This window comes from Candidatus Binataceae bacterium, assembly GCA_036495685.1.
Classification (GTDB): Bacteria; Desulfobacterota; Binatia; order Binatales; family Binataceae; genus JAFAHS01.
In genome coordinates, this window is sequence record DASXMJ010000072.1 from 1 (window position 1) to 20,815 (window position 20,815).

The 20,815-nt window shown below is 58.7% G+C and carries 14 protein-coding genes; 5 read left to right on the top strand and 9 right to left on the bottom strand.

Annotated elements, in window-relative coordinates:
• The first annotated feature begins 931 nt into the window (after positions 1-931).
• Positions 932-1,801: a UTP--glucose-1-phosphate uridylyltransferase GalU gene (galU, locus tag VGI36_07960; GenBank protein HEY2485068.1), complete on the top strand. Its 870-nt coding sequence runs from the start codon at positions 932-934 to the stop codon at positions 1,799-1,801.
• A gap of 441 nt (positions 1,802-2,242) precedes the next feature.
• Here the strand turns inward: galU and pobA are convergent, their stop codons facing one another.
• The 5 genes from pobA to VGI36_07985 form a co-directional block, all read right to left on the bottom strand.
• A complete protein-coding gene (gene pobA / locus VGI36_07965; GenBank protein ID HEY2485069.1) occupies positions 2,243-3,436 on the bottom strand; it encodes a 4-hydroxybenzoate 3-monooxygenase in 1,194 nt (397 codons plus the stop codon).
• Complete coding sequence (locus VGI36_07970; protein HEY2485070.1) at positions 3,433-4,548, bottom strand: 5-methyltetrahydropteroyltriglutamate--homocysteine S-methyltransferase; 1,116 nt, start codon at positions 4,546-4,548, stop codon at positions 3,433-3,435. The genes pobA and VGI36_07970 overlap by 4 nt, the downstream gene beginning before the upstream one ends.
• Before the next feature lie 225 nt (positions 4,549-4,773).
• Positions 4,774-5,301: an alpha/beta hydrolase domain-containing protein gene (locus tag VGI36_07975; protein ID HEY2485071.1), complete on the bottom strand. Its 528-nt coding sequence runs from the start codon at positions 5,299-5,301 to the stop codon at positions 4,774-4,776.
• 76 nt (positions 5,302-5,377) lie between these two features.
• On the bottom strand, positions 5,378-5,767 hold the full coding sequence (locus tag VGI36_07980) for an alpha/beta hydrolase domain-containing protein (GenBank protein HEY2485072.1): 390 nt from the start codon (positions 5,765-5,767) through the stop codon (positions 5,378-5,380).
• Positions 5,768-6,250: 483 nt separating this feature from the next.
• The gene (locus VGI36_07985) at positions 6,251-6,664 is read right to left on the bottom strand and encodes an NAD(P)-binding protein (GenBank protein HEY2485073.1); all 414 of its coding nucleotides are present in this window, start codon (positions 6,662-6,664) and stop codon (positions 6,251-6,253) included.
• 124 nt (positions 6,665-6,788) lie between these two features.
• Here VGI36_07985 and VGI36_07990 point away from each other — a divergent pair, with 124 nt between their 5' ends.
• Positions 6,789-8,210: a hypothetical protein gene (locus VGI36_07990; protein ID HEY2485074.1), complete on the top strand. Its 1,422-nt coding sequence runs from the start codon at positions 6,789-6,791 to the stop codon at positions 8,208-8,210.
• Between the two features lie 151 nt (positions 8,211-8,361).
• Positions 8,362-8,754 (top strand): VOC family protein, encoded by a 393-nt coding sequence (locus tag VGI36_07995; GenBank protein ID HEY2485075.1) that lies wholly within the window; start codon positions 8,362-8,364, stop codon positions 8,752-8,754.
• Positions 8,755-8,883: 129 nt separating this feature from the next.
• Here the strand turns inward: VGI36_07995 and VGI36_08000 are convergent, their stop codons facing one another.
• The gene (locus VGI36_08000) at positions 8,884-9,318 is read right to left on the bottom strand and encodes a hypothetical protein (protein ID HEY2485076.1); all 435 of its coding nucleotides are present in this window, start codon (positions 9,316-9,318) and stop codon (positions 8,884-8,886) included.
• A 754-nt stretch (positions 9,319-10,072) separates the two neighbouring features.
• Between VGI36_08000 and VGI36_08005 the strand changes: the two genes are divergently transcribed.
• Positions 10,073-13,456 (top strand): adenylate/guanylate cyclase domain-containing protein, encoded by a 3,384-nt coding sequence (locus VGI36_08005; GenBank protein ID HEY2485077.1) that lies wholly within the window; start codon positions 10,073-10,075, stop codon positions 13,454-13,456.
• Positions 13,457-14,072: 616 nt separating this feature from the next.
• Positions 14,073-15,617, top strand: a complete 1,545-nt coding sequence (locus tag VGI36_08010) for a glycosyltransferase family 39 protein (GenBank protein ID HEY2485078.1) — start codon at positions 14,073-14,075, stop codon at positions 15,615-15,617.
• A gap of 108 nt (positions 15,618-15,725) precedes the next feature.
• On the opposite strand, the gene VGI36_08015 is transcribed toward VGI36_08010, so the two are convergent.
• The 3 genes from VGI36_08015 to VGI36_08025 all read right to left on the bottom strand — a co-directional run bounded on the left by VGI36_08015 (position 15,726) and on the right by VGI36_08025 (position 20,701).
• Entirely contained in the window at positions 15,726-16,877 is a 1,152-nt protein-coding gene (locus tag VGI36_08015) for a hypothetical protein (protein ID HEY2485079.1), read from the bottom strand.
• A 19-nt stretch (positions 16,878-16,896) separates the two neighbouring features.
• A complete protein-coding gene (locus tag VGI36_08020; protein HEY2485080.1) occupies positions 16,897-20,019 on the bottom strand; it encodes an AAA family ATPase in 3,123 nt (1,040 codons plus the stop codon).
• 547 nt (positions 20,020-20,566) lie between these two features.
• Positions 20,567-20,701 carry a hypothetical protein gene (locus VGI36_08025; GenBank protein HEY2485081.1) on the bottom strand — a complete coding sequence of 45 codons (135 nt, stop codon included), beginning with the start codon at positions 20,699-20,701 and terminating at the stop codon, positions 20,567-20,569.
• Positions 20,702-20,815: the final 114 nt, after the last annotated feature.

Consider the following 20,815-nt stretch of genomic DNA (forward strand, 5'->3'; position numbering starts at 1 on the left):
TCCAGTGGGGTAACTACGGGAGCAGGATCAAGAAAGTGCGCGCCACGGTCGAGCGGTTCCCGTACCTGACGGAAGGGCGGAACAGCGACCTCGACGTCGCCGTGCTCAAGTGACCGTGCTGCTTCGCTCGCGCGCTCAAGCAGAGCCTCACGATCTGTCCGGTCCACGATTTAGACGATGATGAGAACATTGAGATCCTCGAGAAATCGCAATCTGTCCGGCAAGCGAGTCACGGGATGGGACCCTCGCCGCCTGACCTAGCTCGAAAAGCGCTACGGCGAGGGTCGCGAGGTCGCAAAGCATCTCGGCCTGCTCGAGCGATAGGCCAGGGTGGGGCTTTGCTGGCCACAAGACACGGCGTGCCGAAGCCCCGGCCCGTCTGCACCGGCACACCTGCGTAGAACCGGACGCGCGGATCGCGACCAAAGGACTGTCGCAGAATCGTTGATCTTGAGTCGCATCGCCAACGACGAGCATGTGATCGGCAGCGATCGTGTGAGCGCAAGACGAATCGTTGCGCGAGATCTCGCCGATCGACAAGCCAAAGCGTGATTTGAACCATTGCCGCTCTTCGTCGATTAGGGAGATCAGCGCGATAGGCACGCCCAGCGCCGCCGCGGCCAACCGAGTTAAGCGATCGACTGCCGGCTCAGGTAACGTGCGAGCAACTCTAACCGGTGGAGTGCGGCGAGGCGTTCGCGCTCGTTGCTCGGAATTGGCGGCAGCATCCGACGATCCTTTTGGGTACCTCGCCTGCGCAAACCTCTCCGAGCAGGCGCGCAAGATTCTTGTAGGCTGTCCCCAGGTCATATTAAATGATCGCTGGTCTACTTGGATCGTCACGGCCGCGGGTTACGACAAAACAAGAAGTACTACATGTCCGCCCGACTCGCGCGGTTGTCTCGAACCGGCTCCATAAGGCAGGCGATGCATGATCAAGAAACTGCGTAAGGCCGTTCTCCCCGTGGCCGGGCTGGGCACGCGCTTCCTGCCGGCAACCAAGGCAACAGCGAAAGAGATGTTGCCCGTCGTTGATAGGCCACTGATTCAATATGCGGTCGACGAGGCGCGGGCAGCGGGTATAGAACAGTTCAGCCTGGTGACGGGGCATGGGAAGACCGCGATCGTCGAGTATTTCGACGTAGCTTACGAACTGGAGCACACGCTCCGGGAACGCAACAAGACTGAGGAACTCGCCACCCTAGCCGCAACGCACTCCGAACCGGGCTCGATCACCAGCGTACGTCAGCAAGTCCCGCTGGGCCTGGGCCATGCCATCTGGTGTGCGCGGGCGTTCATCGGCGAGGACCCTTTCGCGATCCTGCTGCCCGATGATCTCATCCTCGCCGATGAACCGTGCCTCGCGCAACTTGCAGCGGCATATTACGAGACCGGCGGAAATATCGTCGCGGTGACCGAAGTACCGCGCGAGCACACCAGCCGCTACGGTATCCTGAAAGTGGGACGTGATGACGGGCGCCTGGTTGAGGTTACCGGACTGGTCGAGAAGCCTGCGCCGAAGGATGCGCCCTCTAACCTGTCGATAATTGGGCGTTATATCCTGATGCCGGAGGTGATCACACACTTGGCCCTAATGCAGCGTGGCGCTGGGGGAGAGGTGCAGTTGACGGACGGAATGGCGAAATTGATCGGCCAGCAACCCTTTCACGGGCTACGTTACAAGGGCCGTCGCTTTGATTGCGGCGACAAGGTCGGTTTCCTGGAGGCGCAGATCGCGTTTGCATTGAAGCGGCCCGACCTGGCGGACGCGGTGCGTGATTTTCTGAAGAACTACGCTTGAGTGGAGGACCTGTCGCGGATCGTCACTTCGCGCCCCGACTTCACGGAGTCCTTCGCCGAAAAGCTCACGAAATTCGAATTGATTGATAGGTTAGCAGAGCAATTTCTCCGGGAAGCATGACGATCGACTACAGCCGAATCCTACAATTTGTCGATGGAATTGCGGCAAGCGTCGCCGTTGTCGGACGCGACGAGTCGCGTGTACTCATCATCTCAGCCAATCGCAATGTTGGCCGTGCTCGACCGCGGGCAGGAGCTAGCGCTTCACTTCCGTGCGACGCGCAATACCCGGGTGCGACCGTCGAGGAGATCCGCCAAGTGCTGATGCAGGTGGCAACATACGCGCGATTTCCCGCGGTCAATGCGGCTTTCCGAGTGCCCGAGCATGAGCTCTAACATTCCGAACGATCAAGAAGAAGGAGCGCGGGTAAATCCGCGGTACTCAGGCGTTCTGATCGAACGGCAACCCCACGTAGTTCTCCGCCAGACTTTGAGCTGCGGCGGGCGAGCTAGTGACGTAGTCCAACTCGGCAAGTTGCCGGCGCCGATCGAAGGCATTTTCTTCGTCGAATCGATGTAACGTCGACGTCATCCACCACGAGAATCGTTGAACCTTCCATACGCGCCTAAGGCAAGTATCGGAATAGGTGTCGAGCAGATGGCGCGAACCGGACCTGTAGAATTCATGCAGCGCACGGCCAAGGACCATGACATCGGCGACCGCGAGGTTTAGACCTTTCGCTCCAGTCGGGGGGACGATGTGCGCCGCGTCGCCCGCCAGGAAAAGTGTTCCGCAACGCATCGGCTCGACCACGTAGCAACGCATCTCAGTGATCCCTTTTTGAATGATCGAACCCTGCTTGAGACTCCAACCATCGTCGGTAGCGAGGCGTGCCTGGAGTTCGTCCCAGATGCGGGCCTCAGGCCAATGATTCAAGTCTTCCGTCGGCGAGCACTGGAGGTAGAGGCGCGTCAGTTCGGGTGACCGCATGCTGTGCAATGCGAACCCGCGTTCGCTGCGACAGTAGGTTACTTCATCCACAGACGGAGGCACTTCGGCAAGAATTCCCAGCCATGCGAAAGGATAGGTACGCTCGAATTCTCTCACCGTGTGCTTCGAAATACTGGGGCGGCAAACGCCATGAAAACCGTCGCATCCTGCGATGAAGTCACAGGCAATCTCGGCTGCTTGGCCGTCCTTCCGGAAATGAATCCTGGGGGTTGAGCTCTCGAAGCCCGCCAGTCCGACGTCCTGGGCTTCAAAAAGAATTTGGCCTCCGGCCGCAAGCCTTGCATCGGTCAGGTCTTTAACGAGTTCGTTTTGTCCATAAATAGTGATCGCTCGTCCCCCTGTGAGCTCACTGAGGGGGATTCGGTGGCGCCGCCCATTGAAGCGAAGTTCGATTCCGTGATGGATAAGGCCTTGCTTCTTGAGCCGGTCGCCCACCCCTGTCGCAATCAAGAGATCCACGGTGCCTTGTTCGAGCACGCCCGCGCGAACCCGTTCCTGAACATATTTGCGTGTCCGTGTTTCCAAGACGACCGAGTCGATCCCTTGGAGATGAAGTAGGTGGGAGAGCATCAAGCCGGCCGGGCCGGCCCCGACGATTCCGACCTGGGTCCCGATGGTGCTCAACCCCAGACCTCGAGCGCCGTCTCCACGACTAGTCGCAGCTTGGCCCACTGATCATCGATCGACAGTTGATTGCCCTCGACCGTTGAAGAGAACCCGCACTGCGGGCTGAGACGCAATTGCTCCAGGGGGACATATTTGGAAGCATCGTCGATTCTGCGCTTCAGATCGTTCTTGCTTTCAAGAGTTGGCCGCTTGGTGGTGACCAACCCGAGAACGACGACTTTGCCCTTGGGTACGAAGCGGAGCGGTTCGAAACCTCCCGAGCGCGCATCGTCATACTCGAGAAAGAATCCGTCGACGTTAAGCTCACTGAACAGAGCTTCCGCGACATAGTCGTAACCTCCGGAGGCCACCCATGAAGAACGGAAGTTACCTCGACACATGTGGGTGCAGACCGTCATATCTGGCGGTCTCAGCGAGAGCGCACGATTGATAAGGCGAATATACGCGAGGTGCTGATTCGTACCGTCGCCGCCCAGGTTGGAGATGTACTCCCGCTGCGCGGGATCGTTCAGATATGCGAGGCTGGTGTCATCCAGCTGAAGGTATCTGCATCCGCGAACGTGCAGGTGCTGGATCTCTTCTGCATAGACGCCGGCCAGATCGCTCCAGAATTCCTCGACGTCGGAATAGATGCGGCGAGCAATCACGGCCTGCCCGCCGCGGTAGTGCATCATGCTCGGCGAGGGAATGCTTAGCTTGGGAATTACACGTGCCACCGATTTAAGAAAATCGAAGTGATCGCCGAAGATGCAGTGCGGGAGTTTGAGCTTGGCATTTATTCGAAGTGCCGCAGGGGCAAACTCGATGGTCCCGCCTTCATTGTAGAACTGCACCTTGAGCTTATCTTCGCCGCTCGTGACACCACCAATTTGATACAAGAAATCCATGTGCCAGGAAGCCCGGCGAAATTCACCGTCGGTTACGGCGCGCAAACCGATTTCCTGCTGGGTCGTTACCGCACTTCTGATCGCATCGTCCTCGATCTGACGCAATTGGGCGGGTGAAATGCGGCCAGCCCTGAGATCCTCGCGAGCCTTTAGTAGCGGGGGCGGCCGCAGCAAACTGCCTACGTGATCGGCAGGGAACGGTGGCTTGACCTCGCGCTCCATATTTCTCCGCGAAAGATGCGCGCGGCAGTTTCATGCGCACCGAGTCACTATCAGGTGGATACCGCCGCGCGGTCCCCAATGTACGCCAGTCCTTCGTGGGTACCCAACCGCCGTGAAAACGATATGGAACGCGATTATGTTAGCCTCACTCTCGCTAGGGGATCGCCGAGAACTCGTGTGCGTGCTGGATCCCCACACGACGGCGCTGAGCCGCTACGGAATTGGCTACTCCAGGATCGTGGAAGCTTTCGCCCTTTCAACGTAGTCGCTCTCCGCGTGGGCTAGGATGACGCCGGCTTCGCGCGCCGCCCTCGCGGCAGCCGCGACTTTCGCCACATAGGCATCATGGCTCGGATAGAGCTTTTTGAGCTTAGCGGGAGGGAATGGCTGGGTGGATCCCACCAGTGCTTCCAGGCCCGCCCCCGCGTTGTATCCGGTATTGCAGCCCGTCGGCACCTGGACATCCGGCAGGCGCACACCGCCCTTGGCAATGCCGTGTTCGTCACGATCGATTGCAGGCGGATTTCCGGACACTGCGATCAGCGGTTGTCTGGCTGGTGGTACGCCACCTTCTATCCAGCGGTTGAGGTGAGCGATTGCCGCGTCGGCCGCAGGGCTCCACATCACGACGCTGGGTCGGGCCTCGCCGAACTGATTGACAAAGACGCCATCGCGCTTGGTCTTGTGCTCCATGAGTTCAGTCATCCCCTGGGGGCCATGCGAGGAACCGGCAACTTCCCAGGGAAACGGAATTTATCGGTGTCGGGTTGCCGGCATGGAAAGCAGCCCAAGGTCTCGCTTTCCGAATTAACCAGCAGGACGGGAACGTTTAGGTCGTCGCGAACTTGGTGAAGGGTCGCATCAACTTGGCGAGCTCTCCGGGAGGCATGGCAAAGATCTTATTTGGATAGAGTACGGTGTCGTCGAAACCCGAAGCCATTCCACCGATGATGAGCGGCAGGAAGGCGTCAAACACACGCTCCTTCGGTGAAATCCCATTTATATAAGCGACGATGCGCGCACCCGATTGGGAGGCACCGGTGGCTATCAGGTTGCCCACCTTCAGACCGCCCATGGGATCGACGGCGAGGTTGCGATCTGGTCCCACGGCGCGTCCCGCCTGGGTGAAGATATCGTACGAATATGAGTCACCTGGATGGGACAGGGAGCCATACGGTTGGGCGTCCCAGACCGGCGGCGCACCAAGCTGGCTGCGCAGATCGAACGGATCGCGCTTTCACTGTTTGTCAAGCGCGGAATCAGCGCCGTCACCGTAGACGAGATCGCAGACGCGGCGGACATTTCGAGACGTACATTTTTCGCTTCGCCAGCAAGGAGGACTTGCTGCTCGGCGATCGCCAGCGTTACGACGACAGTTTGGCAAGGACCCTCGCGAAGGAACAACCCAGCCCGTCTGCGGTCCGCATGCTGCGGGACATCCTCGTTGAAATGAGCCGCGAGGTCGAAGCCGAGGCGGATATCGCGCGGCTTCGCTTGGAACTATTTCGCAAATATCCCGAAGAGATGAGCGGAGCGTTTGAACAACAAAGGGCGTGGAATTCGACCTTCACCGAGATGGTCGCCGAGCGCATGGGACTCGATCACTCTCATGACATGCGCCCCGCTGTGATAGTTGGCGTGATGATGTCCGCAGGAAATGTGGCGTTGCACAACTGGTTCGTAAGAGGCGCAAAAACAGCCTTTACGCGAACTCGTCGAAGCGGCGCTGGACCAGACGATCGCGGGCCTGGGATTCGACGTCGCATTGGCAGCCTGGGTAGCGGTTCCAGTACCAGGTGCCCCCGAAGTCGCCCCCGGCTTCGATGACACGGACGCCCTCGATACCTGCTTCGTGCAGTCGCGCACCAGCCAGTAGACCGCAGAAACCGCAACCGATGATCGCCACTTCGATTTCGTCGGTAAGCGGCTCACGGGTGAATCCGGGCTCGATATAAGGATCCACCTCGAAGTAGCGCGCAAATTGCCCGGTCGTCTCGATGTATTGCGCACTGCCGTCTGGACGCAAGCGCTTGTCGCGCTCCTGCCGGTACTTTTCGCGCAGAGCGTTAGCATCGAATTCCATTCCGGGATCGGGAATCTGCTCGGTCTTTCCCATTTCTCGTCTCCTTTTCGCGTGCGCGCCGGATTCGGCTTATCTATCGTATTTCTTCAAGACTCGAGGGGTTCTGGGAAAACTCTCAAACTCTATCTACCTTCCGCTCATCGAGGAACTCGGGTACATGCCGAAGGAGAAGTACGCCTATGCCACGGAAATCCTCGAACACTCACAGCGCATAGGGCGGGCGTATGGCCTCTACGAGAAAACGTTATTCCAGACCCGGGTCTCGGGGCTGCGCTGGGATGAGTCGATCCGGCGCCCGAATCGTCCGGACCAACCGCGACGACGCGATCAAAGCGCGATTTGTCATCATGGCAGCGGGCGCTGTCAGCAAGGCCAAGCTTCCAGGCGTCGCCGGCCTCAGACATTCGAGGGTCACAGTTTTCACACCACGCGGTGGGACTACAACTATACGGGCGGCGACACTACCGGAAACCTGTACAACCTGGGCGACAAGAGCGTCGCGATCATTGGCACGGGCGCGACGGCTATCCAGTGTGTGCCTTTTGTCGGTAAATACGCCAAGCACACCTATGTGTTCCAGCGGACTCCGTCCTCGGTAGACCTGCGCGGCAACAAGCCGACAGACCCCAAATGGGTCGCGTCGCTCAAACCCGGCTGGCAACGTCAACGGGCGGAGAATTTCGCCAAAATTATCTCGGGCCGCCCGGTCACCGAGGATCTCGTCAATGACGGCTGGGCCGACATCTTTCGCAACAACATCGCCTCGGGGTTCGTGCTCAGTTCCAAGCGGGCGCAGGCCGGGCCCGAAGACATGGCGTTACGTGCTGAGCTGGCGGACTTCGCCAAGATGAACAGAATTCGCACGCGGGTAGACCAGGTCGTGCAAAACCAGGAGGTCGCCGAGGCTCTCAAACCCTGGTACCGTCTGTTCTGCAAGCGGCCGACCTTCAACGACGAATATCTTCCTACATTCAACCTGCCCAACGTGACGCTGGTCGATGTCAGCGCGGCCAAGGGGGTGGAACGAATCACCAAAAAAGGCGTGGTCGCCAATGGCGTCGAATACGAAGTCGATTACATCATCTATGCAACCGGTTTTGAGACCACCGGCGCGGTTAGAAGCGCTCGCTTCCGAACCTATGGGCGCGATGGCCGATCACTTTCCGAATACTATGCAAATGGTCTCCGTACCCTTCATGGTCACTCAACCAGCGGCTTTCCAAACTGGTTCTTCATCGGCGTCGGGCAGAATGCTCTGTCCGCGAACATGACCTCGATGTTTGATGATCAGGCCAAGCACCTTGCGTACATCATCAAAGAAGTGCGAAGCCGGGGCGCGGTGGTAGTGGAGGCGACACCGGAAGCCGAAAAAGCGTGGGTAGATACGATTCGCAGCCTCGCGGGAAACAGCCGGGAGTTTCTATCTGCCTGCACCCCAGGCTACTACAACAACGAAGGCGATACCTCCGCTGGTGGACTGTTGGACCAGGTCTACACCCCAGGCATCAATCAGTTTAACGCGATGCTGGCGGAATGGCGCGAAAAGGGCGACCTCGAGGGGCTGCAATTGTACAAGTAGGCAGGTCGAGGACTTGAGCAATTCACGATAACGGGACACCTCGAGCGTCCGGCCTCAAGTTCCAGTTCGATCTATCTCCGCTCGCGCGGTTGACAGGGCGCTGTGATCGGCGAATACGATCGGAAGTGTCCGCTTCCCAAGGAGGACCGTCGTGAAAATCGAATTGAATCACACGATCGTGCCTGCGCATGATAAGGAACAGTCCGCGCGGTTTTATGAAAAAATTTTCGGACTCAAATACGAAGGGCCACTCGGACATTTCGCCCCGATTCGCATCCCGAGTCAGTCACTGAGCCTAGATTTCGACAATCGCAAGTCGTTCCAGCCGCACCACTATGCTTTCAAAGTCGGGGAGCCGGAATTCGATGAGATTTTCAATCGTGTGAAGGCGGAGGGGCTGACCTATGGCAGCGGGCCTTTCACCCCCGAAGACATGAAAATCAACAACTGGAACGGTGGGCGCGGCGTTTATTTCCGCGATCCTAACGGGCATCTCTTGGAACTGCTCACAAGAGATTACAACGCCGAAACTATGCGCGGATAGCGGTGTGCTCCTCGTGCGGGGTCACAGCTCTGGATTCACTCAGAGTCAACCGGTAATGTCTACTGTCTGCCAACAGTAGACAGGTCTTGGCTGGGGGCTTCAAGTCAGGGCGAGGCGGATGGGGAGTACTTAGTCTGCGCCGGACGGGAGCGTGTACACGATGTGGATCGTGAGCAGGCCTCGATTGTCGCCCGGCCGGGTGTGGATGGTCAGTTTGTCCCTGACGGTTCCGTCGGTGAAAGTTCGTTGGTAGAGCTTGCGCGAGGCATTTGCGGTTTTGGGTCCCATGGTGAAGCCGGCCTTCGCGAGATGCGTTTCATAGAAATCCACCGTATCGGGGTAGCTTCGCGGTGCCAGGAATTCGGCCGAGTAGACGCTGCCGCCGGGCCGCGGCCGGGTCGAGGAGAGCAGCGTCGACCTTGGCGGAACAGGAATTCTCGCGTCCCATTTCGGCGGCATCTTCGATGGACCAAAAAAGCTTTGAGCGCCCGCCTGATTCTGCATCGACAGCCAGGCTAAGCCGAGCAGCCCAGCCACAATCAGCACCCGTGCGATCCCTCTCACACTTGCTCCGGACACAAATCCTGCAGATACGTCGATCGAAAAGCAAATGAGCGCGTGATCAACAGGTTACGGAATGTCTGGCACCTTCTTGTCTCCACCAAACCGGCTAGGCTCCAAGCCTAGGAAGGGTGTCCCGCGGCGGCCAAAGCCAGCAATCGAAGGGTGCGTGTGGAAGGTGGGAGCGCGGGACCTGATGGCAATCGCCGCCAACTGGACCTGGCTGAGGCGAGCTGCCTGTGGCGAGGTCGACAGATCGCCAGGAAAACAGCCGGCTTAACCGAACGAGCCGAGGAGCGGAAGCTGGTGATCTGGCTTCTGTTCGCGTTTGCTTACGTTTTCGCCACTGCTTCCTCGGTTTCTGTCTTCCACGACAGGCCTTGGGTCCATGACTTTGGGTCTTGGATAGTGCTCGGATTCGGCATGACGTATGCCGTGCTCAACGGAGTTCTAGAGTCCAGTCGGGTTGCTGAGCCGGACAGCTGTCTAACCGTCGAACTCGATCTCGTTCCCATTGCGTGCAATCGGGGGAGACTGTTTGCCACGGAGTATCCGCTTGAGGCAGTTGAGACTTCGCCGCTGCCAGGCAATGATAACTCGCCTCCGCGCTCCAGGGCCTTCATGGCGAGACCAGCAGCTTCCTCTAGTGGAATTGCTGCACTTTTGCCTGCACCGGCGGGCTAAACCTAGCCTTGGCAAAGCCCACTGAAACGAGCGTAGTTTGGACGTCCTGCGAGCTCGAAAGCGGATACTCACGATGCGCTGCTGGAAGTGCGGTTTCGAAAACCCGGGGGGAATGAAATTTTGCGGACAGTGCACCGCGGCGCTGGCGCTCATCTGCCCCACGTGCCGCTCGGAAAATCCGCCCCAGTTTAAATTCTGCGGCCAATGCACGACACCGCTCGCGTCCGGCACGAGTGCAGCCGGGTCGGCGAAGTCTTCTCCTACCATCGCCAAAGCCGAGGCAACACTTGCGGTTGAGGGTGAGCGCAAGACGGTCACGGTGCTATTCGCCGACATCAAAGGGTCGATGGAGCTCATCGAAGACCTCGATCCCGAGGAAGCCCGCGCCATCATCGATCCTGCGCTTACGCTGATGATCGACGCCGTCCATACCTATGACGGCTACGTCGCCCAATCCACTGGCGACGGCGTGTTCGCGCTGTTCGGCGCTCCCGTCGCGCATGAGGACCATCCACAGCGAGCGTTGTTCGCGGCACTGCGAATGCAGGCCGAAGTCGGACGCTATGCCGAGAAGCTGCGTGCTGAGAAGGGGGTGAATTTGCAGGTGCGGGTCGGTGCCAACACCGGAGAGGTAGTGCTGCGTGAGATTCGAACCGGCGAGAAGCAGACCGAGTACGCGCCGATAGGGCACTCTACTAGCGTCGCAGCCCGCCTCCAGGCGCTGGCGGCACCCGGCTCCATCGCCATCGGCGAACCCCTGCGCAAGCTGGTCGAGGGCTATTTTGCGTTGAAGCCGCTCGGACCGGCACGCATCAAGGGCGTCAGCGGACCACTAGAGATCTATGAAGTCACGGGGCCGGGGTCCCTGCGGACGCGCCTCCAGCGCTCCGCGGCGCGCGGGTACACCAGGTTCATCGGCCGCCAAGGTGAAATGGAAACGATCAAGCACGCCGCCGAGCTGGCGAAGGCTGGGCATGGCCAGATTGTCGCCGCAGTCGCGGAGCCTGGCGTCGGCAAGTCGCGGCTGCTCTACGAGTTCAGGGTCACGCAGCAGTCGGAGTGGATGGTGCTGGAGGCGCTCTCAATCTCGCACGGCAAAGCTTCGGCCTACCTGCCGATGATAGACCTCCTGCACGGCTATTTTGGGATCAGGGCGGACGATGACCTGCGCGCTCGGCGCGAGAAGGTCAACGGCAGAATCGTGACACTCGATCCCACGCTCGAGGATACCCGCGCCTACCTGTTCGGATTGTTGGGACTGGTCGATGGTGAGGATCCACTGGCCGGAATGGACGCGCAGATTCGACGTCAGCGCACGCTCGAAGCGCTTAAACGGATTCTTCTTCGCGAATCGCTCAACCAGCGGTTGATGGTCATCTTTGAGGACTTGCATTGGATCGACGAAGAAACCCAGGCCTTTCTGAACCTGCTCGCGGACTCAATCGGCACCGAGAAGGTGCTCCTGATGGTGAGCTATAGACCTGAGTACTCGCACCCGTGGAGCAGCAAATCATATTACACAGAGCTGCGTCTTGACCCCTTGGGCAGGGAGTCGGCTGGCGAGATGTTCGATACGCTGCTCGGTGTGAACAGCCGGACGATCGATGAGACGCTCTTCGCGCTCAAGCGCCTGGTCGTCGAAAAGACCGAGGGTACTCCACTCTTCATCGAGGAAATCGTCCAGGCACTCGTGGAAGATGGCGCGCTGGTGCGCAACGGAGTGGTCAGGCTCACCCGCTCTCTAGATGCCCTCAAGATCCCCACAACGGTGCAGGCTATTCTCGCGTCGCGCATTGACCGGCTGCCCGCCCGCGAAAAAGAGCTTTTGCAGATACTGGCGGTAATTGGGATCGAGTTTCCGCTCGCGTTGGCTCGCGATGTCACTAAAAAGCCGGTTGATGAACTGAATCAGCTGCTGAACGCCCTGCAGCGCGGTGAGTTCATCCACGAGCGACCGGCGGCAGGCGACGTGGAGTATGCCTTTAAACACTCGCTGACCCAAGAAGTCGCCTACGGATCGGTGCTGCAGGAAAGCCGTAAGGTCATTCACGAGCGCATCGGCCAATCCATCGAAAGACTGTATGCAGATTCGCTCGATGATAAGGTCTCAAACCTGGCCCACCATTATCGCCGGAGCGGCAACACCGAAAAGGCGGTTGCCTACCTCGTTCGTGCCGCGGGTCTGGCATATCAGCGTTCAGCTTTCTCGGCAGCCACTGCATACCTCGAAGAGGCGTTGGAAAGGCTTCAGGCCCTGGCCGATGGTGCGGAACGTGATCGCAAGGAGATGGCAATCCAGTCGGGACTTGGGGACATCGCACTGGTTGCTAAGGGGTACGCCGCCGCTGACTACGAGCGCCACCTGACACGTCGACAGGCGCTCGCTGAGCGGCTCGGAAACGCCACTGAACTCTTTTTTTGTTTGGTGGGGATCTCAGTGCTTTCTGCGTTCCGGCTCGAACTGGCCAGGGCCCGGGAGATCGGTGAAAACCTTGTCGGACTCGCGGACCAGGCCTCGAATCGCGGAATGCAATTGAACGCCCACGGCTCGCTGGCCAACATCCTTTGGTTGATGGGCGATTTCATTGGCTCGCGCGCACACTCGGAGAAGGTCATCGGCTTGTTTGAGCGGTTTGAGCGCGAGGAGCATCTCGGGCCGGGAGAGGAACATTTTACGGCTGCGTGCCTTTTCTACGCGCCCCTCTGTACCGCGAATTTGGGATTTCCAGACGTTGCGTTGCGGCAGTCACTAGAGTTTCTGACCTGGGCACGGAGGCGACCTCGCCCGCTTCCTTTGGCATTCGCCCTGAATTGCGTTGCGACACTATTCGTGTGGCGCGCAGACGGCACCCAAGCCCTGAAATATTTCGAATCCATGCTCGCGCTTACTGCTGAACACGGATTCAGTAATTTGCACTCATTCGCTCAGATCGCACACGGGCAGGCACTGACGATGTTGGGAAGGACGGACGAAGCCATAGCCGGGATAAAAGACGCGAAGGCCGCGTTTGAGGCGACCGGGGCGACGGCTCCCGGTTGGTTGTATGCCGCCCTGGGGTTGGCGTATCTGGCCGCCCGGCAGCCGGCGGAAGGGATGAGGGTGGTGGCAAAAGCGCTCCAACTGGGGGATCGCACGGGCGACGCAGAAGCCAAATCAGAGCTCTATCGGCTTAAGGGCGAATTGTCGCTCATGCTCCACCCGACCGACGGTGCCGAAGCAGAGGTTTCTTTTCGTGCGGCTATCGACACGGCGCGAGAACAGTCCGCGAAACTCCCGGAGCTACGCGCGACCATGAGTCTTGCACGCCTACTGCGCGACACGAGTCGTCGTGACGAGGGGGGCGCGATGCTGGCGCAAGTCTACGACTGGTTCACCGAGGGCTTCGACACTGCCGACTTGAAGGACGCCAAGGCGCTGCTCCAACAGCTTGGCAGTGCAACCCGACAACCTAAATAGCATTTCGAAACGCGGAACGAAGATCGACGATTACCACCCTTCGACGGATGAGCAGGGAAACTGGACCGGTTCGATTTTGCGCGACTCTCCCCGACGGTCGAAGCGGTAGACTGATGTGCCACGCCTTGGAGTCGGGAAGGATTTCAGCGAAACAAGCTTACACCCACCGCGACGACGCGGGGTCAGCGTATTATCTAGCACGCCGACCGCGTGGTCGACGGGCCTACTGTCCACGTTTATTCGAAGGTACAAACCCAGTGGCTGGCGGTCCATGTGATCGTCTTTCAAGTTGGCACAGAAGTACACAGAGAACCTTGGCGCTGGCCATTGGCTGCGTGGCGGCTGCGAAGGTACCTCGACATTTGACAACTGGAGCGCGCTCGCGAGACGGGACGGTCATCTCGATGAATTTTTCGCAAAACACTCAAATAGTTGGACAATCGATACTCAGTGGCAGCTGGAAAATCTGAGCGCGCGCCTATATGTTCCGCGAACCGGCCGAGAACACGAACGTGAAGGGGCTCGTAGCTACACAAGTTACCAACTGTCTTAAGTCACAGATGCCAAGCTTCGATTGGCCCGGCCGCGGTACGTCGCTCTGAAAGGTCGTGTAGCCATGACGGAGGCGCAACTGGGGTGGCGGCCGTTCGAAGCAATGCGAGCGTCAATACGCCGGAGTCCGCTGGTCTGGCTCGCCGTATTGGTTCTGGGGCTCGTATATGTGTTTACGGCTGGCCGTTACGACATATTTCGCAATGAGCTCTACTTCATCGCGTGTGGAAGGCACCCGGCGTTCGGCTATGCGGATCTTCCGCCGGTCGTCCCCCTGGTAGCGGCTGCGACGCAGGCGTTTGGGATCAATGTGTGGATGCTGCGTTTGCCCGCGGTCGTTGCGGCTCTTGCGCTGATTCCGCTGACTGCCCAGCTCGCGAGGACCGTGGGCGGCGACGAGAGGGCTGCGTGGATGGCGGCAATCGCGGTAGCGATAGCGCCGGGGCTCTTGGCGCTCAGCTCCACGCTGGGCCCGTCTGCGTTTGAACCGCTTGGGTGGACGTTGTGTGCGTGGTTGCTTACGCGCGCGATTCTAAACGGCAAGCGCAACTCGCTCATCTGGGCTGGGGTGGTTGCCGGAATCGGATTCGAAACGAAATACGGAATTGCTATCTGGCTGCTGGGTCTATCGATCGGAATACTTATGACCTCGGCGCGCAGGCTCCTCTATTGGCGTGAATCTTGGTACGCGGTGGCGGCAGCGGTCGTAGTCGGAGCGCCGAGCCTGGTATGGCAGCAGCTTCACGGATGGCCGTTTCTCGCAACCATTGGCTTCGCAACCGCGCATCGAAACCTCACGGGGACCCCGGTTCGATTCGAAGTTGGCCAGCTAGCCGCGATGAATTTTCTCCTGTCCCCGCTTTGGATCGCGGGCATCCTTTCGCCATTCTTTATGGAGAGACTCAAGCCGGCACGGTTCCTGTCGCTGGCCTTTGTAGTGGCGAGCGCTACGGTCATCTACTTACGTGGAAAAGATTATTACCTCTTCCCGGCTTATCCCACGATGTTCGCGGTCGGTGCAGTTGCCTGCGCTGAACTAGGTAGGGCTCTGCGAACGATCTGGTACCTCGCCGCCATTGCGCTCGCACTGCCAGTGCTTCCAGTGGTCTTGCCCATTCTCCATCCAGCCGCACTCGCCCGCTACTTAGACAAGACGCATCTACGACCCCGCCCGGTCGAGATCGAAGGCATTGGGGCCCCCCTGACTCAGGTTTTCTCTGATGAACTCGGTTGGCGCGAGATGGAGAAGCAAGTTGCGCACGCTTATCGTTCGCTATCGCCTGAGGATCGCTCGCGCGCAGCGATTATGACCCAAAACTATGGGGAAGCGGCGGCGCTTGACCTATACGGACCTGAAGACGGCTTGCCGCCATCGGTATGCGGCCAGCTCCAGTACTACTTCTGGGGCACGCACGGCTTCGACGGCAGCGTGATCCTACACGTCAATGGCGATCCCCAACGATGGAGCGAGATGTGCCGCGAAAGCAAGATTGTCGACAGGTTCGGCGCACCTTTAGCGATGCCTTACGAGCACGGCCCGATAATCTTGTGCAATGGACTGCTGCGGCCGCTCCCGGAGATGTGGAGTCGGTTTAAGCGTCAACGCTGAGGTAACGGCAGAAGAGCCTGCTCACGGTCTCGCATCACCTCAGTCAAACCAAACTCTTTTCCGATCACTTTTCGCCGCCCCAGAACCCAGCTCGCTCTTCCGGATCTTCTAGAGCGCCGGTGGCTCGGTTGGCATACGTCCAGCCGCTAAATCGGACTGCTGCGGGTCACTGAAGGCCTCACTCAACAGGATCGACTCAAGTTGACGCGATCGGAATAAGACCAAGATGTAGTGCATCCGCTGAACGAGGTTGCTCCAGTCCGTCGCCCCGGTACCAATGGCATTCGGCGTGTCGGCACCGAACTCCTTCAAGATGGCAAGCGCATCCGGATTGTTCAGCTTCTCCAGATCAGGAGGGTAAAGCGGCTTGCCTGGTGGCGGCGGCACATCGGACCTGAGGTGCAACTTCTCATTGCCGGGAAGGTTCAAATGCAGGGCCAGATCTGTGAGGAGTTTCGTCCATTCCGCTTTGGCGAATTTTCCCGCCGCGCGCGCAATCGGAGTGACTGCGATTTCAAGTTCGGTTATCCCGTGGCATTGCTGTTGCGCGTGCTCCACGATTCTCTGCTCGAGGGAACCCCCAAGAAAATCTTCGAGGCATCCTTGAAGTCGCATCTGTTCGTGCTTACCAACCTGCGCATTCGCAAGCAGCACCAGTTGCGCTTTGAGACTCGGGTCGGTTTCGAAGCGCGCACGGTAATAATTCTCGGCTGCTACTCTAAGCAGCGCCTGACCGCCTTGTTCTGAAGGTTTGCTGTCGAGATACGCAATTACCGGAGCAAGCCGAGTTAGGTCGAGGTTAACGTCGTTGCCAAGAGCTGAGATTAGTCTGGTGTAGAGAGCGCCGATCTCACCATATACCTCGGCATTTCCCTGTTTGAGGTTATCGATACCATCATCCAAAGCTTGGGTGATCACGTTGTCAAAAGGATCAATTCCGATCACCCCGGCCGCCTTGAGGAGGTTCACGAGGCGCTGAATCGTTTCCTGATAGATCCACGATTGGGTTATTGCCAGCAGGCCGCGGTTACTCATGTTTGCTTCGCGAATGGACACGCCAATGGTCTTGGACGACCACGAAGCGAATCCGCACCAACTTACGCTTCCCCCGCCCACCATCGTGCTCATAGCCCCGCTCAAGACGTAATAACCTTGGGTGATCTTGAGATTGCGTAGAATTGGGTCGCCGTTCATCGCGACCGTATTTTCGATATCCTGAAGCGAGGGGAAGCTCGCAGGGTCTATCCGAGTAGGCGACATAAGCGGCCGTCCGTTGATTTTATCCTACTGCCGTTTCCTGGAGCACGACTCTTGTTTGGACGAGATCGCGCCAATCGAGACCTTCTCCAAAACTGTTGTATATTGGCGTGAGCAGCATGCGCGCGCCGAAACGATCGTCGCTTGAGAGCATTAGCCGCGCTTTGCTCAGCGCGGCGCGCAATTCGAATGACTTGGCGCCCATGCCTTGCGCGCAGGTGATAGCTTCGCCGAAGTCTTCCACTGCCTGATCACGATCACCGGTTCGCAACCTTAAATCACCGCGAAACCTGAGTACTTCCGGGCGGTAGATGAGCTCATCGGGGTTGGCTTCGAGGGCGCGCTCCAGCGTGTGGAGAGCTTTGTCGGTCGCTCCCTGCAGGGCCTGCGCCTGCGCCAGGTAAAAGAGCGAAAGAGTTATGCCCATGCGGGTCTCTGTCTCAGCAAAGGCGCTCAAGCTCTCCTCGATGAGCTGAACCCCTTGTGCTGCTTCACCGCAGTTCGCCAAGGCTGCGCCTAGCGCACTTCGCGCAGCCGCAGCGATGTGCGGAAAGCCGTGGTCATCGGACAAATTAATTGCCTCACGCGCCGGGGCGACGGCTCCGGTTGGCTCTCCAATGAGTAACTTCAATGCTCCGGTCTGGTAGCTTATATATGCTCGGTCGTAGGGATCGTTGCGTTGCTGAACGGATCTTGCGGCTTCGCCAATCCGGCTTAAAGCTGTGTCGATGCGACCGGTCGCGAATGCAGTCAAACTTGCAAAGGCCAGCGCGGTGCCAAGCGCGCCCGGGAATTGCTGGAAGACTTGTTCACCGAAGAACGCTCGGCCGCGCATGAAACGGCTCTCGGCTTGCTCCAGTCTTCCCCGATAAAAGTGGGTTTCTATTCGTGCCATATGAGCGAAGGCCAGATTCCTCGGGTCCCCTTCGCTTTCGCTCAGATCCATCAACTCCTTGCTCAGCGCGTCGGCGGCAGGGTAATCGCCGCCGTTGATGGCAGCCGCCCAAGTCCCTAACAGTTGTAGCGAGAGCTGTCCGACGTTGCCGATCTTTCTCACCAGGGTCAACCTGCGGGAGAAGGCATCCTTTGTTTCCGCAGCGGCGTAACCATGGGTTAGCTCTCTCACTTGCGCGAGGGCACCTGCGACCGGTAATTCCAGCGCGTCGCGGTCCGGCGATTCTGGAAGTTTATTTATAACCTCGAGCGCACGCTGGTAGGCGCGCTCGGCCTCGCGAAAAGCCTGCCGCTTGCGCGCGGATCGAGCCGCGCTGCGCCACGCGCTAAGTGCCTTTTCCAGTTCACCCGCACCGGTCCAGTGACGAGCCAGAACCTCGGGATTCTCGGTTGCAGTCTGGGGAAAGCGTTCGGTTATAAGGTTGGCGGCCCGACGATGAAGCTCACGGCGGCGACTCTTGAGCAGCGCCGCATAAGCGGTGTCTTGCACCAACGCGTGTTTGAATTGATAGACTACCTCCGGTGCGGCTCCCGTTGCGTGCAGGAGATCCGAATCGATTAGCCGTTGAAGGGCCGCCTGCAACTCGTCTGGTTCACCATCGTAGACACCGGCGATTAGTTCATGGGAGAAGCTGCTCCCGATCACGGCGCCGATTTGCGCGATTTCCTTAGCGCTCCCCAACCGATCCAGCCTCGCCATCAAGGAGTCAGCAAGGGTTGCGGGGATTTGCTCGGCTGAACTATCTCCCGACTCAATCGCGAGACGCGCCAACTCTTCGACGAAAAGCGGAACCCCAGCCGAGCGTTCCACGATGGCTTTCACTATCTCGGCAGAAAGATGGCCTTTGCCCGCGACCTCAGAGACTATTCTGGTGACTTCAGTACGACTCAACCGGGGGAGGGTGAGTTGGAGATGGTGGGATTGCAATGGCTCGTGGAAGTCCAGTCGCGAGGTGCAAAGCAACATGAGAGACGCGTTTGCCCCTTGCTCCGCCAAGGCTTCAATCCACTCAAGGGTCGAGGCATCCGCCCATTGCAGGTCTTCCACCGCGATCACCATTGGTTGAACTCGCGAGGATCCCAAACAGAAGTTTGCAAGGATGGAGAGCAATCGCTTGCGCGACTCAAACCGCGACGCTGGTATTCCGTTAGGATTGTCGGGCGGGGGCAGATCGAGCAGCTCCGCGAACACTTCCAGCGCCTCCCCGTCGTGAATTCCTGCTAGTTCGAGGCGACGTTTAACTGTCTGCATGCGCTCGGCGGCCGACTGCTTTTCCCAATCAAAGCTTCGCTGCAGCATCTCGACGATCGGAAAGAACGGCACCGACTGAAAATCCGAGTCGCAGGTACATTCCAACCAGGTGTGCGGACTCGAAGCGACTCTTAAACGGAATTCCTGCACCAGGCGGGATTTGCCGATCCCGGCTTCGCCCGTGATGTGCACGAACTGCCCATCACCGTCGCGCGCCAATTCCCAGCGTCTCGAGATCATCCGCAATTCGTCGTCGCGCCCGACCAGAGGAGTGAGACCCTGCGCCGCCGCCAAGTGGATACGTCCGCGGACTCCTGTCGCTCGTAGAATCCTGAATAACCCTACGGGTGCAGCGAGGCCTTTTAGGACTCGTTCACCGAGATCTTCAACCGCAAACAGTCCCGCGATGAGGCGATGGGTGGCGCCGGTAACTACGACCGTGCCGGGTTCAGCCACGGCCTGGACTCGCTCGGCAATCGCAGGGACTTGGCCAAAGACATCTGCTTCACGGTCCAGCCCTCTTCCTATGAAAACCGAACCCGAATGAATACCGACACGCACTAGTAAACCGGGCTGGGAGATCGCCTGACTTAACCGAGCTAACCCATCAAGGATTGCAAGTCCGGCTCGCGCAGCTTTTTCAGCGTCATTTTCACGGGCGATTGGCCAGCCGAAGAATGCGAGCAGCCCATCGCCGAGATACTTGGCGACATGACCATCGAACCCGATGACTGCATCAGCCGCAGCCTTCTGATAGGCAGCAACAATCTCATGCCACTGCTCGAGATCGAACTGACCGGCTAACTCGGTTGAGTCGACGAGGTCGCAAAACAATACGGTTAGATGCCTGAGTTCGCCCTCACCGTGCAATGCGCCGACGCCCGCCTCGTTCTTGCGCGAAATCTCTGGTGCAGGGAGGCTGGCGCTCGACGCCTGCAAGGTTCTTCCCGGCTCTTGTAATGCCTGTACCCTGGCGCCGCATTCACTGCAGAACTTTGAGGAAGGTGCGATATCCGCACGACACGCTGGGCATCGAGTCATTGAGGGTCCACACGTGAGTCAAAGTTTGCTGCGATCCGGATTTCGGGCCCGCGCTTGACTCTGGCAGTGGTTATTCATCGATCGAGAACCGTGCTGGCGAGCCTACTCCGGCTCGGTTAATGCCGCAAATAGCGGCGCGATTCCTGGTTCTCTGAAAAATCTAGGAGAACAAACGGGACTGCCCCCTAGCAGCCAGCCCCATGGTCAACTGTGTTGTCGCGGTTGCAGTTGACATTGAAGCAGTGACCGCTACTTTTGTCGTGCCCTATAATACCCAGGGTCCCGCGTATTTGGAGCAGACGGTCGAACCAGCGCTGCCAAAAAGTCTGTCTCTCCATGGGGCTTCGCCCTCCCCAATAGGGCGTGGTGCCGGCGGCAGTGAGCTGCGTCTCGGACAGTGAGTTCAGGTCAGTGACCATAACGAGGTTCACGATGTAAGCGACGGTCATTGGCCCGAAGACAAGTCCGGGATTTCATCGAGCCGAAAGTACTGCGCGGATCGCATCGCCTCACTAACTTGGCTTTCCTCGCCGTAGTGCTCTATCTGAAGAATCGTCGGTGCCTTGGTATTGACTGACATCTGGGTATCCTCTTTTTGTGTCCTTTCTCGCGACTAACCGAATCAGCAAAGGTGATGCCGTTAGAAAACCGACCCGTTCACCAGGAAAGTCCAGGCTTGCGTTAACTCCTGAAG

Coding starts and splice junctions, on each gene's coding strand:
- VGI36_07970 (HEY2485070.1), bottom strand. CDS start 4,548: ATGGAGCGCGAGGTCAAGCCACCGTTCCCTGCCGATCACGTAGGCAGT.
- VGI36_08015 (HEY2485079.1), bottom strand. CDS start 16,877: ATGTCGCCTACTCGGATAGACCCTGCGAGCTTCCCCTCGCTTCAGGAT.
- VGI36_08005 (HEY2485077.1), top strand. CDS start 10,073: ATGCGCTGCTGGAAGTGCGGTTTCGAAAACCCGGGGGGAATGAAATTT.
- VGI36_07985 (HEY2485073.1), bottom strand. CDS start 6,664: ATGGGAAAGACCGAGCAGATTCCCGATCCCGGAATGGAATTCGATGCT.
- VGI36_08010 (HEY2485078.1), top strand. CDS start 14,073: ATGACGGAGGCGCAACTGGGGTGGCGGCCGTTCGAAGCAATGCGAGCG.
- VGI36_07990 (HEY2485074.1), top strand. CDS start 6,789: ATGCCGAAGGAGAAGTACGCCTATGCCACGGAAATCCTCGAACACTCA.
- VGI36_08025 (HEY2485081.1), bottom strand. CDS start 20,701: ATGTCAGTCAATACCAAGGCACCGACGATTCTTCAGATAGAGCACTAC.
- galU (HEY2485068.1), top strand. CDS start 932: ATGATCAAGAAACTGCGTAAGGCCGTTCTCCCCGTGGCCGGGCTGGGC.